10 protein-coding genes are annotated in these 13,157 nt (G+C 62.8%); 1 reads left to right on the top strand and 9 read right to left on the bottom strand.

All coding sequences use genetic code 11. The features are described 5' to 3' along the window. Positions 1-13 precede the first annotated feature (13 nt). The 8 genes from CSC66_RS00930 to CSC66_RS00965 all read right to left on the bottom strand — a co-directional run bounded on the left by CSC66_RS00930 (position 14) and on the right by CSC66_RS00965 (position 11,535). Complete coding sequence (locus CSC66_RS00930) at positions 14-1,753, bottom strand: phosphoethanolamine transferase (protein ID WP_162375410.1); 1,740 nt, start codon at positions 1,751-1,753, stop codon at positions 14-16. A gap of 176 nt (positions 1,754-1,929) precedes the next feature. After that, positions 1,930-2,304 carry a hypothetical protein gene (locus tag CSC66_RS00935; protein ID WP_162375411.1) on the bottom strand — a complete coding sequence of 125 codons (375 nt, stop codon included), beginning with the start codon at positions 2,302-2,304 and terminating at the stop codon, positions 1,930-1,932. Between the two features lie 7 nt (positions 2,305-2,311). Next, positions 2,312-4,840 carry a heavy metal translocating P-type ATPase gene (locus tag CSC66_RS00940; protein ID WP_162375412.1) on the bottom strand — a complete coding sequence of 843 codons (2,529 nt, stop codon included), beginning with the start codon at positions 4,838-4,840 and terminating at the stop codon, positions 2,312-2,314. A gap of 65 nt (positions 4,841-4,905) precedes the next feature. Next, complete coding sequence (locus CSC66_RS00945) at positions 4,906-5,487, bottom strand: cation efflux transmembrane domain-containing protein (RefSeq protein WP_238394189.1); 582 nt, start codon at positions 5,485-5,487, stop codon at positions 4,906-4,908. A gap of 1 nt (position 5,488) precedes the next feature. Beyond that, positions 5,489-8,710, bottom strand: a complete 3,222-nt coding sequence (locus CSC66_RS00950; protein ID WP_162375413.1) for an efflux RND transporter permease subunit — start codon at positions 8,708-8,710, stop codon at positions 5,489-5,491. 10 nt (positions 8,711-8,720) lie between these two features. Beyond that, the gene (locus CSC66_RS00955) at positions 8,721-9,914 is read right to left on the bottom strand and encodes an efflux RND transporter periplasmic adaptor subunit (protein ID WP_162375414.1); all 1,194 of its coding nucleotides are present in this window, start codon (positions 9,912-9,914) and stop codon (positions 8,721-8,723) included. Beyond that, positions 9,911-11,170: a TolC family protein gene (locus CSC66_RS00960; protein ID WP_162375415.1), complete on the bottom strand. Its 1,260-nt coding sequence runs from the start codon at positions 11,168-11,170 to the stop codon at positions 9,911-9,913. Before CSC66_RS00960 ends, CSC66_RS00955 begins: the two co-directional genes overlap by 4 nt. Before the next feature lie 59 nt (positions 11,171-11,229). Then, positions 11,230-11,535: a hypothetical protein gene (locus CSC66_RS00965; RefSeq protein WP_162375416.1), complete on the bottom strand. Its 306-nt coding sequence runs from the start codon at positions 11,533-11,535 to the stop codon at positions 11,230-11,232. A 126-nt stretch (positions 11,536-11,661) separates the two neighbouring features. On the opposite strand from CSC66_RS00965, the gene CSC66_RS00970 reads away from it, so the two are divergent. Next, the gene (locus CSC66_RS00970; protein ID WP_202935566.1) at positions 11,662-12,219 is read left to right on the top strand and encodes an HXXEE domain-containing protein; all 558 of its coding nucleotides are present in this window, start codon (positions 11,662-11,664) and stop codon (positions 12,217-12,219) included. Positions 12,220-12,356: 137 nt separating this feature from the next. Here CSC66_RS00970 and CSC66_RS17420 read toward each other — a convergent pair whose 3' ends face one another. Then, positions 12,357-12,860, bottom strand: coding sequence for a hypothetical protein (locus tag CSC66_RS17420; RefSeq protein WP_202935567.1), 504 nt, complete (start codon positions 12,858-12,860; stop codon positions 12,357-12,359). Between the last annotated feature and the right edge of the window lie 297 nt (positions 12,861-13,157).

Genomic DNA, 13,157 nt, shown 5'->3' on the forward strand with positions numbered 1-13,157 from the left:
CTTTTCTCAATAGCTAGTCTGTCGGCCGCTGTTTTTCCGAAGGGCCAAGTCCGGCGCGCCCGCTTGATGGGGGCCGCTGGCAATCGGCGAACAGATCCTGGTCCCGCTCATATGCGTTCGTTTGGATCTGCATCAGACCGAGAACGGAATGAAACAAGTTGTCATGGCTGGCATGCATGCGCGAGCGCGCCTCAACGCACGACACGTCGATTCCGTTGCTCTCCACCATTCCTTCAGACAGCCATGCGGTAAGCGGCACCTTGATCTGGGTATCCGGGGCAATCGCGTAAGGAAGGCCATGCAAGTACACATTGGCTTCTCCAAGCGATTCACCATGGTCTGAGATATAGATCATGGCAGTATCGTGTGACGCGTCATCAGCCAGCATGCGGATGGCTTGGGCGAGGAAGTCGTCAGTGGCAAGAATGGCGTTGTCGTAGGCATTAATGATCTCCTGGCGAGAGCAGCTCCCCAAGTCCGCACTACGGCAGTCCGGAACAAAACGGCGGAACTGGTCCGCGTACCGCTTGAAATAGCTTGGCCCGTGGTTTCCCAGCTGATGGAGGACTACGACCACGTCTCCGGGGTTGTCATCGATGGCGTCATGAAGACCATCCAACATGACTGCATCGCGGCATGCCTGCGAGTCGCAATGATCGTCCTTTCGTGGCTCGCGATAGGACTCGAATGCCAATCCATCGCATACACCCTTGCAACCGGTTTGGTTGTCACGCCATAGCGTCCTCACTCCAGCTCGCTCCAGAACATGGAGCAAGGACTCTGACGAAGTTATCCTGTCTTGGTCGTAGGATCTACGACCGAAGGGCGAGAACATGCAGGGGACCGAGACTTCGGTATTCGACCCGCAAGCCGTCACATCCTGGAAGTTAATCACGTCAAGCGACGCGAGTTGAGGGGTCGTTTGTCGCGCGTAACCGCTCAAGCCCCAGTTCTTTGCCCTCACCGTTTCCCCCACCACGATCACTAGAAGATGAGGCTTGGAACCAGGGGCATGGGCAACTTGGGCCGCATCTGGTGCGACCACGTGCAGAGCGTTTTTTTTCGGGCGCCTCTGGCGCTCGATCTCCCTGGCAGTGGAAACGATGTAGTTTCCTGGAGCTATCAGGTATCGCAATGCCTTGTGATTGCGCATCAGCGGCGAAAGGTCGTTGAAGGTAGCAAGCACCGCAGTCAAGGTAAGCGCCAACATCGACATGATGAAGGTGATTCGACGGAAGGCGGCGCGGCGCCACGGCACAACAATCAGCCTTGTCCGCCAGATTGCGATCGTCGGAATAATGCCGAACACAAAGACGTATCCGAGCAGTCCAGGCGTGAACAGTTCGGCCGCCTCGGACGCGTCGGTTTTGAGCATGTTGCGGATCATGCTTTGGTCCATGTGGACCCCGTAGCTGTCCGCGAAGAAGGCGACCGCAGCTGTCAGCACCATCAGGATGGTCAGTGCTGGTTTGGCAATCCATCGGTTGAGGAATGCAGCCAGTACTGCGGCATGGAATCCCATTATCGCTACTGCCAGCGAAGGAACCAGTGCCAATCCCCGCGACCCCTCCAAGACGCCCGTAGCTGACAAGGCCTTCCAGAACGCTGTATTGGTTACCGCAACAAAGTAGGCCGATACCAGAAGAATCAGACTCTCGAGCGCAATATTCGGGCGCTTCCCCAGGCTGGTTGCAATTCGTCTGCCGATTCCCGCCAACCAACGGAGGACATTCTCATGAGGAATGGCTGTCATGGCGCCACCGAGGTACGACCGTGAATCTCGTACCCGGCACCCCCGGTCTTACAGCCTGCACCCAGGTGATTTGAAGCGGCAACGCAAAGCATGGCGCAATGCGCCATCGTGAATGTAGGCATAGAGCCCTCCAATCTCGGCAATGGGAAAAAGCACCGGGACACCCCGGTGTCGATTCACACTGCGATGGGAGGGCGATTCAATTCGAAAGGACGAACAGCAGGCTTGGCTTCGGCCTGGGTATTGGGTGCGGTGACTAAGAGCTTGCGCACTGTGATCTGGACCGACATCTGCAAAATCGCAGGCAGGTGGCCGCAACAGTGAGCGCCATGCACCAATGCATGCAACAGATCCTTGGAGCCCGCATCATGATCTTCTGCCCCAGCGGACTGAGCCACTGGGCTCGCCGTTATGTCGCCGTGGTGCATTGCGGCTGCACTCGAAAAGGCGTCGTGCAACTCACCCACGGCTGCAAGAATGGGGTTGGACATGGTGATCAACAGCAACAACCCCATTGGTGCCCGGCGCAGAAACTTTCGCAATCGCTTCACGCTGACATCATTCCGATGCTGTGGCCTTGCCTCGGTACGCGAGCAGGCGAAGCGCGTTGAACACCACGAGCAAGGTTGAGCCCTCGTGTATGGCTACCGCGGGCCCAATACCCAAGCCAAGAATCGTCGCCGGCACCAGGAAAGCGACGATCCCCAAGCTGACGAACACGTTCTGTCGGATCACCCCGCGTGTATGACGACTCAAGCCCACTGCGAACGGCAGGTGCCGCAAGTTGTCAGCCATGAGTGCGACGTCCGCGGTCTCCAGGGCTACGTCTGATCCAGCTGCACCCATCGCGATCCCTACCGTTGCATTGGCCATGGCAGGGGCATCATTGACGCCGTCACCGACCATTGCCACCTTGTCCTGTGCACGCAGCTTTCGGATGGCTTCGACCTTGTCCTCAGGCATTAGGTCACCCCAAGCCTCGTCCAGTCCAACTTGGCCAGCCACTGCCTCAGCCACCCGCTGGTGGTCGCCGGAGATCATGATCATTCGCTCGATGCCCAGCTCGCGCAGCTGCTGCAGTGTCTCGCGAGCTCCGTCTCGTGGTGTATCCAACAGGCCGATGGCGCCCAGATCACGCGTGCCTTGGCGAACGAACATGCTGGTCCGTCCAGCTTGGCGCAGTTCCTCAATTGCCTGGGTGGCGGCGGTGCCAAGTGCAGGGATATCCTCACTTCCGAACATTTCCGCCTTGCCAATCCAGACCGGCTCCCCCTCTAGGGTAGCCGCCACACCCCGGCCGGTCAGGCTTACCAGGTCGGTGGCCGTGGGAATGGCGCGCCCCTCCAGCCGCGCACGGCCGTCGCGTGCAATCGCCGCGGCCAACGGATGGTCGCTCAATGATTCAACCGCCACCGCCACCGCGAGCAGATCCTCTTCGGTTGTGCCATCGACAGGCACAATATCGGTGATTCGTGGCCGACCCTCGGTGAGGGTGCCAGTCTTGTCGAACGCCATCGCCTTCAGCGATCCGAGTTCCTCCAATGGGGCACCGCCCTTTATGAGCACGCCACCGCGAGCGGCCCGGGCAATACCGGACAGGACCGCGCTAGGCGTGGCAATGGCAAGAGCACACGGACTGGCGGCAACCAGCACCGCCATCGCGCGGTAGAAGCTGTCGCGGAAGGGCTCGTCGATCACCACCCAGGCGAACAACAGCAGTACGGCCAGGACGAGGACGGCTGGGACGAAGATCCGCTCGAAGCGGTCGGTGAACCGCTGCGTGGGCGACTTGCGCGTCTCAGCCTCGCTGACCATGCGCACCACCCGGGCCAGTGCCGAGTCGGTAGAACGACGTGTGACTTCGACCTCGATCGCGCCGCTGCCATTGATCGTACCGGCGAATACCCGCGAGGCCGCGTCCACCGCGTCGGGCTTAGATCGCGCTACCGCGTAATCATCGACCGGGCGCTTGTCCACCGGGATGCTCTCACCGGTGACTGGGGCCTGGTTGACGCTGGAGGTACCCGCTACCAGGAAGCCGTCGGCAGGCATGCGTTCGTTGGGCCGCACGATCACCACATCGCCCACCGCCAGCTCCTCGACTGGGATCTCATGCACCTGCCCATCGCGCCGTACCGTGGCAGTCTCAGGCGCCAGCTCCGCCAAGGCCTCGATGGCCCGCTTGGCCCGGCCCATCGCGTAGTGCTCCAGTGCGTGTCCGAGACTGAACAGGAACAGCAACAAGGCGCCTTCGGCCCATGAGCCCAGTGCCGCCGCGCCGGCAGCGGCCACCAGCATCAGCGTGTCGATCTCGAACCGCTTCATTCGTAGGTTGTCGATCGCCTCGCGCAGCGTGTAAGCACCACCGAAGAAATAGGCAGCTACGTAGCAGGCAACCGGCAACCAGCCCGGCGCCGTAGGCACCAGCTTCTCTACCAGGTAGCCGGCGATCAGCAACGCGCCGCACGTCAAGGCGAAGATCAACTCGGTATTGGGGCCCAATACCTGACCATGGGCGTACGCATGGCCGTCGCCTGGGGCATGGGAATGTTTCTCGTCGGCACCGTGCGTGTGGCCCTTATCCTCGTGAGACTGATCGAGCGTCGTCGACTCGACCAATACCTTGTCGTCGGAGGGTTTGACCCGTCGAGTGACGCCCATCCACGACAGAGCGCCCTTGAGCTTCTCCTCGGATATCTGATCGCGGTCGAACTCCACCAGCACCGTCCCGGCCGCACTGGCATCGGCCTCCATCACGCCAGATTGTGAGCGCAAGAATTCGGCAACCGTCCGCGCGCGCCGTTCATGCCCGATGCCATCTACCTCCCACAGCACGTGCCCGAAGCGTGCGGTGACTTGCGCCCCGGCGGCTTGCACCACCTCGCGGATTCGGGCCAAGGACTGGACCTGAGGGTCGTAATGGACACACAGCTGGCTTGGCTGGTCGCCTTCGCCCTTCCGAAGATGCACCCCTTCGATGCCCGGCCGCCCCTGCAGGTCGCTGACCAGCCGATCCACGCATCCATCTGCATCGCTGTCGATCTCGGGCAGCAGGACTTGGATATCCAGGCGTAGTTTCTCGGTCATGACGGGCTACCTCGGGTTAGCCATTGAAGGACACGGGCAGTGTTGCTAGGGAGTCGTTTAGATGGTTAAGACTGCTTCTTGTCCGCACGGACGCTACGCAGGATGCCTATGCCTCCCACAATCGCGACCAGGGCGATCAGTGCACCGGCGACCAGGTCAGGCCAAGGTGAGCCGATCCACAGGACCAGCCCTCCGGCGATGAGTACGCCACCGTTGGAAATGAAGTCGTTGAAGCTGAAGGTTTCGGCTGCCTGCATGTTTACGTCGTTTGACTGAACCCGCCGGAGCAGCACCAAGCACCACAGGTTGATGCCTGCGGCGACCAAAGCCAGCACCATCATCGTCATGCCCACGGGTTCGGCATCCCCCAACCAGCGGCGTACGACATCGGCCAATACGAAGCATGCAAATAGGAGCAACATGATCCCCGAAAGCATCGCCGCCCAGCGCTTCCAGGCCGGCTGGCGGTCGATCGCCAGGTAGCTAATCAAGTAGACGGCCGCATCCGATGCGTTGTCGACCGCGTTGGCCGTCAGCGCACTGGAGTCAGCGACCCAGCCGGCAACACCAAGCCCGCCAAACAGGCCCAGGTTCCATAGCAGCACCTGCCGCAGTATCGATTTCTGCCGGGCTGGGTCGTCACTCACATCAGGTCTCCTCTTTCGCAGCCCTGGCCGCAGCTCGCGCAGCGAAGGTCGGCAGCACCAGCAGCGTCAGGACCGTGGCGCTAATCAGGCCACCGATGACGACCGTGGCCAGCGGCTTCTGCACCTCGGCGCCGGCACTGGTGGACAAAGCCATCGGGATGAATCCGACGATGGCTACCAGAGCAGTGGTCAGCACCGCGCGCAGACGGCTGGCTGCACCGGCGGCGGCAGCTTCCAGTGGCGCATCGCCGGCATCTAGGCGTTCGCGGATAGCCTGCATCAACACTAGGCCATTGAGCGTGGCCACGCCCGAGACCGCAATGAAGCCCACGGCTGCGGACACAGAAAATGGCATGCCGCGCAGCAGGAGTGCCAACGCGCCGCCTACGAGCGCCAATGGCACACAGGCGAAGACCAGCGCTGCCTCGCGGATACTGCCCAACGCCATGTACAGCAGGCTACCGATCAGCAGAAACACGATAGGGATCACCAGCAAGAGCCGTTGTTCGGCACGCTGCAGGTTCTCGAACTGGCCACCCCAGGTCAGATAGACGCCGGCGGGCACCTCGACGGCTGCTACCGCCGCCTGCGCCTCACCCACGAATCCGCCAAGGTCGCGACCACGGACGTTGGCCTGAACCACAACACGCCGGCTGCCGTTATTGCGGCTGATTTGGTTGGGCCCCTCTGTTACCTCAATACGTGCCACCGACGACAGCGGCACCACAGCGCCGTTCGGCGTTGCAATCGGCAGGGCGGCCAGCTGAGCAGGATCATTGCGGGCTTCTTCATTGAATCGGACCACCACGTCGAAGCGGCGATCGCCCTCGAAGATCCGGCCTGCACTCGCTCCGCCCACGCCTATGGCCAAGGCGTCGCTGACATCAGCGGCTGTTAGTCCATACAGAGCCGCGGCGGCATGATCGATCCGCACTGTCAGTGTCGGCAGGCCGGAGACCTGTTCAACCCGTACATCGGCTGCGCCGTCAATGCCCCGCAGCTTGAGGGCGACCTGGTCGGCGACCGACTGCAAGGTGTTGAAGTCGTCACCGAATACCATCACTGCCAAGTCTGTACGTACGCCGGAGATCAGTTCGTTGAAGCGCAGCTCGATAGGCTGGCTGAACTCAAAGGCATTGCCGATTTGGTCGCCCACCCGGGACTCCAGTCGCTCAATTAACGCCTCCTTGTCCAGCTTTGGGTCGGGCCACTGATCACGGGGCTTGAGCACGATCACACTGTCGGAGATATTGACCGGCATGGGGTCGATGGCCGCTTCTGCCGTACCGGTGCGGGAGAACACGGTCGCCACTTCAGGCTCGGCAGCAATGGTCTTCTCCAGCGCAAGCTGCATGGCCAGAGACTGCTCCAGGGAGGTGGAGGGAATCCGCAGCGCCTGCATGGCCAGATTGCCTTCATCCAGCGTGGGCATGAACTCACGACCCAGCGAGACGAAGGCGGTCACACCGATCGCCAGCATGAGCAGGGCACCGGCCAGCACCGCCTTGGGCCGGGCCACGGCTTGGCGGATCACGGGTTCAGCACGCCGTCGCACCGCGCGAATCAAACGGGTCTCATGCTCGCCCGCATGGTCTGTCGCATGACCGGCCGACGCCTTCTCCTTAGGCGCTCGCACCAGCAAGGCCGCCATGGCCGGAACGAAGGTGAAGGAGAAGATGAAAGCGCCGATGAGAGCCAGCATGAAGGTAGCCGCCATCGGCTGGAACGTCTTGCCCTCCACGCCCTGCAACGTGAGGATCGGCGCGAACACCAGCAGGATAATCAACTGACCAAATGCGGCCGGCCGCATCATCGTGCTGGAGGCCTCCACGACCACCTTCATCCGCTCGCTCACCGCCAATGGTCGGCCCAACTCAGCCTGTCGCTTGGCCAGAAGCAGCAAGGTGGCTTCCACCACGATCACCGCACCGTCAACCAGAATGCCGAAGTCCAGCGCGCCCAGGCTCATCAAGTTGCCGCTGATCCCGAAGCGGTTCATGCCGATCACCGCGAACAGGAACGACAGTGGAATCACCAGCGCCGTGATCGCCGCAGCGCGTATGTTGCCCAGCATCAGGAACAGCACGAGCACCACCAGCAGTGCGCCTTCAGTGAGGTTGCGGGCTACCGTACGGATGGTGGCGTTCACCAATTGACTGCGGTCGAGCACGGGCTCGGCCACGATTCCCGGTGGCAGCGACTTGTTGACCTGCTCCAGGCGGGCAGCCGCAGCCTGAGCGACCGTGCGGCTATTGCCCCCGGCGATCATCAGCGCGGTGCCAAGCACGGCCTCATGGCCGTCGCGGGTGGCGGTACCCAAGCGTGGCGCGCGTCCGATGCCTACCGTAGCCACGTCCGAGACCCGGATAACCAGGCCGTCGCGGTTGGCGACAGGCGCTCGCCCCAGGTCGTCGGCGGTCTGGGCAAGGGCGTCGGCACGGACCACCAACCCCTCACCGGCACGCTGCACGAAGCCCGCACCGGCTTGCACGTTGGAGCGCTCCAGCGCCTGCACCAGGTCGGGCAATCCGAGGCCGTAGGCGGCCAGGCGTGCCGGGTCCGGCTGTACGGCGTATTCCTTGACGTAGCCGCCGATGGTGTCGACGCCGGCCAGCCCGGGCGTTCCGCGCATTTGCGGGGCAATCATCCAATCCTGGACGGTGCGCAGATAGGTGGCACGCTCTTGCGGTGTGGCCAGGCGCTGACCTTCCGGCGTCAGGTAGACCTCACCAGCATGCCAACCGGGCTGGTTAGGCTGGGCCAGCGCGTTCTCGTCAAACGTAGTGAAGTCCACTGTCCACATCAGGACCTCACCCAGGCCTGTGGTGACCGGCGACATCATGGGTGTCACACCCTCAGGTAGATCCTCCTGCACTTCGCGCATGCGCTCGGCCACCTGCTGGCGGGCGAACCAGATGTCCGTCTGGTCGGTAAAGATCGCGGTGACCTGAGAAAATCCGTTGCGGGAAAGCGAACGGGTGCTGGTCAGGCCCGGAATTCCGGCCAGCGCCGTCTCCAGCGGATAGGTCACCTGGCGTTCGATCTGGCCGGGAGCCAACGCCGGGGCGATGGTGTTGATCTGGACTTGGCGGTTGGTGATGTCGGGCACCGCATCGATCGGCAGCTGGCTCAGCTGGAACAAGCCGTAGGCAGCGATCAGCGCGGAGAGGAAGACCACGGGCCATCGAAAGCGGACGGCCAGCGCAATAAGTCGATTGAACATATCGTCGTCCTCAGTGCCCGTGCTCGGCCTCGCCCTTGGCCAACTCGGCCTTGAGCAGGAACGCGTTGCTGCTGGCGATTCGCTCATCGCCGGACAGCCCATTGAGGATCTCCACGTGTCCGCCGGCGCGACGTCCGGCCAAGACCGGCACAGCGCGGAAGCCATCGGTGCCTGCGACAAAGACCACTGAGCGACCCTCGATGGCCTGCACCGCATCGGCCGGCACCGTCAGAACGTCGGTCTTGTCAGCAGCGACCACCACGCCCGCAACCGGCGACCCCGCCGGCGGCAGGTCGGCCGCCTCTGCACGAGCGCGGATGATCGCCACGCCGCTCTGTTCGCGCACGTCGGCCGCAGCGCCAATGATGGTGGCTTCGAAGTTGCCCGATGGACCGGTCACCTCGATCCGCATACCCGGGCTGACCTGTGTCACCAAGGCCGGTGGCGCGGTGAACACCAGTTCGGTCTGCGTGGGGTCGGAGACGTTGGCGACGATGTCGCCCGCGTTCACGAACCCGCCCGGTGTGGCCTGGACGGCGCCGACCACCCCGGTCACCGGACTGGCGATCGTGGTGCGCCCCTGCGCATCGGGCGAGCCGGCGGCGGCCACTTGGGCGCGGGCCGCGCGGGCGGTGGCGTCGGCCGCAAGCGATCGCGCGCGGGACGCCTCCAGTTCCTGGCGGGCCACCACACCTTGATCGACCAAGGACTGATCGCGCTGCAGCACCAACCGTGCCGCCTCGGCCTCAGCCGACGCTGCGTCCGCGCTGGCCCGCAGAGTCGCTGCCTCGCCGCTGACGACCACCACCAGCGGCTCTCCCGTCTGGATCTGTGATCCGGGCGCTACCAGCACGCGCTCAACGCGGCCACCAATGGCCGCGGCGATCGACGCACGGGCACCCACCGCTGGCTCGACCCGGCCGCTCAGGCGGGTTTCGTGGCCACCACCGCGGCTTACGGCCACCACATCGATACCCGAAGCTTTGATTTGGTCCGGCGTCAGTGCAATGAGCCCTTCCTCGCCTTCAGCCTCAGGTTTGCCTTCGGCATGTCCATCGCCTTCATCGTCATGGTCATCGGCCTGCGCGTGCTGGTCGGCACTTTCGGTGGCAGGCGTGCCCAACAGACGCGCCAGCCCGAAGCCGGCGCCCAATGCCAGCAGGATCGCCGCAGCGAGCCAGAGGCGATTGTTCTTTTTGTTCATGGTGTCTCCCCAAAGGGGGCGCGTCCTTCAAGGAGCGCCAAATCGATTTCGGCCATGACGCGCGCCTGGCGCGCGTCCACAGCGGCGTTGCGAGCGGCGATGAGTGCCGCACGCGAGCTACGAAGTTCCAACTGTGAAATGCGGCCGGCATCGAACCCGACCCGCGAGAGGCGATAGGCTTCCTCGGCCGCGGCCACGCCGCTATCGGCCGCTCGGGTGCGGCTGTTGGATGCCTCGAGCGTCGCTTGCGCCGCAAGGCGATCGGCATAGGCGGCTTGCTTCTGCGCAGTCAGTCGTGCCTCGGCGGCGCGCTGGTCCGCGTAAGCCGCACGTATCCCACCGCGATTGCGATCGAACAGTGGCACGGTCAGAGTGATGCCTGCCGTCATGGCGTCATCGCCCGTTTCCTCGAAGCGGCGCAGTCCCACGGCGGCACTGACGTCTGGCAGCGCACGACGCTTCTCGACGGTGACCAGACGGCTGGCCGCCTCGAGTTCGGCCTGTGCGACCTGAACGGACAGCGGATCGTTGGTTTGGACCAACGAGGCCTTGGGCTCCCGGTCGAGCAGGCTATTGCCTACCGTTGCGACAGGCGTCGGAAGCATCGCCCAGGCGCTGAGCCGGGCGAAGGCAGCATCACGAATCGCTCGTGCTTCATCCAGGGTCGCGCGTGCGCTTTCAACTTCGCTCTGGGCTTGGACGCTGCGCAATGTGGCCTCGCGTCCCTCCCTGACCAGGGCAGCCACCGCCTGGGCGTCCTGCTCGATCAGCGACAGGGCTTCGGTAGCTAACGCATAGCGCCGCTCAGAAGCTTCGGCTGCCGAATACACCTGGGCCAGTTGGCCAGCCGACCACCACCGTTGCTGCCCGGCCCGCAGGTCGGCAGCCAAGGCCTCCGACTGGGCGGCTTGGATTCGGGCCCGGCGTTTGCCCCACAACTCCAGGGGCTGATTGACCGCCAACGTGTTCTCGGCGGCGCGGTTACCGCTGTAGGGTCCACTGCCGGAGAAGTTCTCGCGGTCGTAGGACAGGGTGGGATTGGGCAAGGCGGCGGCTTGCTGGGCGCGAGCCTGGGCCGCATCGGACAGTGCCTGCGCTTCGAGCGTCGACGGCATGGCGTCGAGCCGCTCGATCAGGGACTCATAGGTGGGGGCAGAATCGGTGGCCGCTTGCATCGCCCACGCGGGCGACACCATGGCCAGAACGACCACTGCAAGCCCAACCGTCCATCGTGGACGGCCAAGCATGATCAACATGGAAGAACTCCTGGATCAGACGATGACGTGGGAAGCCCGCAAATCGCGGGAAACGCACATCAGGCCCGCGGAGGCCTCATCGGTCCTTCCAGGATGCCCGCCAAGGGCAAGGGGTCGGCATAACCGACCGGGAGCAAGCGCTTGAGCGGCGCGTTGCGCATGGCCACATCCGGCAGGATGTTGGCGGACGCATGGTGACAGTGGTGGTGGCCACATGCCCCATGGGAACGGGTGTCGCCCTCATCGTCATGCGGACCGGCCTGCAGCTCACTGGTGGCATGAGCCGCCGTTCCCTCGAAAGCGCAGGCAAAGGCATCCAAGACAGGCAACGTCACCAGCACCGCCAACAGCAGTGCAGCGATCATTCGCCTCGGATTTGCAAGCCAGCGGATCATGGGACGTATACGCTACCTAGAGGTGGCACCCGGACACAATAACAATGTGGTGAAGGGCCCTGCATGGGTCCTACGCCACTATTTGGGAGGATCCGAGTGGAAAAGCCGCGAAAAGGTTCCTTACTGGTGCTGTCGGCCGCCGCGTTCTCCCTGTTGGTTCCGTGGTTGGGCTATGTCTACCTGGGGCCGTTGTACGCCAGCCTGTTCCTGGTCGGGTATGGCGGGGGCTTCGCCCTGTGGCTCCTGGTACCAGCCGCTCCCCTCTGGGGCTCTGTTCGCCTGCCATACTGGCTGACGCTGGCCGCATTCCTGTTGTTGCATAAGGTCGAGGAGAACCAGGCCGCATTCTTCGAGGCGGTATCGAATAGGATTACGGGGGATCCAGCCCCTGGGATGTCCGTAGGCGTGGCTATCGGGCTGCTAGTGATCCCCGTGGGCGCATGGCTGGCAATCCCGTTGCTGCTGCGGCGCGGTTACGAACTCGGTCGATATCTGGCGTGGACGTTCTTCGCCTCTATGGGGCTTACCGAGTTGGCCCATTTCCTGATGCCAGTACTGGCCAACGAGCCTTATGGATATTTCCCAGGGATGGCCAGCGTGGTCATTCTCGCGCCACTGGCTTGGTGGGGGATGTGGCGACTGTCCAACGAATGAGTGGTACGGTTCATTTAGATTCGTTGTCAACGAGTCCACAGCGTTAGATCGCGTCCACGTTGGTCAGTTGCAGCCGAAGAATCGCGACCCCTCAGCCTTTGATCGCTTGTTGATGCTCCAGGACAGAGTCTTTCTTCCTATAAGCACACATCGCCGGCGGATGTCTTCGACAACAAATCTGCGATCAACCGGCTTTTGCTGATCAACCGGACGCAAGGAATATTGCCCACTGGGTAGGTTTCCAAGCGCATCATTCGCTCAGTTCCGAAATCCAAATACACCGGACACGTGGCACTCAACCAAGTCGTGTACGGACGCCTCCAGTGGTACTGATGGTGTCCGATGTAGGATGCCTCTACCTGTCCCATGATGTGGTGAAGTGAAAAAACTTCATGCATATTTCCTTCGGGCCACTCGGCCTTGTCTTTGGCGATGAGAGAGAATTTGAAGTACATGCCGTTGGCACTGTGGCTGCTCGGCGGGCGGCTCACACGCACCCAAGCCAAGTCCTGCGCCCACTTCAACGAGGGGTCAGGGAGTATGTGGTGCAGCGAGAAGGACGAGGCGAATTTTCGGGCATCAACTATCCACACGAGGTTCTTATAGAACTCCTCACGAGACGAGCGCTCGGCGTCGGTCATGGCTGAGTGCTGGACCTCGATATAAAGCCCGCCCGGTGACTTGATGTCCGCCCGATGAACTTCCCCAGTGGGCGCCGTGTGAGAGACCTCCCTGCACTGTGACGGAAACAGGTTCTTCCAGGCGCGGTGCCATTCCGTCTCGTTCTCCCACCAGGGATCGCAGTTCTTGCGTCCCGCGTGCGCCCAATGATGCATGACCTTAGGGCCACACTTGGCGACGGCCGGCGCCCCGCATTGGCCGCATATACCATTAGCTCCTGACGTGGCCTCTTGCGGTACCCCCTCCACCAATGCGTA

This window comes from Pseudoxanthomonas kaohsiungensis, assembly GCF_010211765.1.
GTDB lineage: Bacteria > Pseudomonadota > Gammaproteobacteria > Xanthomonadales > Xanthomonadaceae > Pseudoxanthomonas > Pseudoxanthomonas kaohsiungensis.

Excerpts from the sequence above, each read along its gene's own strand:
- CSC66_RS00930 (WP_162375410.1), bottom strand. The coding sequence starts at position 1,753 with ATGACAGCCATTCCTCATGAGAATGTCCTCCGTTGGTTGGCGGGAATC.
- CSC66_RS00940 (WP_162375412.1), bottom strand. The coding sequence starts at position 4,840 with ATGACCGAGAAACTACGCCTGGATATCCAAGTCCTGCTGCCCGAGATC.
- CSC66_RS00950 (WP_162375413.1), bottom strand. The coding sequence starts at position 8,710 with ATGTTCAATCGACTTATTGCGCTGGCCGTCCGCTTTCGATGGCCCGTG.
- CSC66_RS00955 (WP_162375414.1), bottom strand. The coding sequence starts at position 9,914 with ATGAACAAAAAGAACAATCGCCTCTGGCTCGCTGCGGCGATCCTGCTG.
- CSC66_RS00960 (WP_162375415.1), bottom strand. The coding sequence starts at position 11,170 with ATGTTGATCATGCTTGGCCGTCCACGATGGACGGTTGGGCTTGCAGTG.
- CSC66_RS00965 (WP_162375416.1), bottom strand. The coding sequence starts at position 11,535 with ATGATCGCTGCACTGCTGTTGGCGGTGCTGGTGACGTTGCCTGTCTTG.
- CSC66_RS17420 (WP_202935567.1), bottom strand. The coding sequence starts at position 12,860 with ATGACCGACGCCGAGCGCTCGTCTCGTGAGGAGTTCTATAAGAACCTC.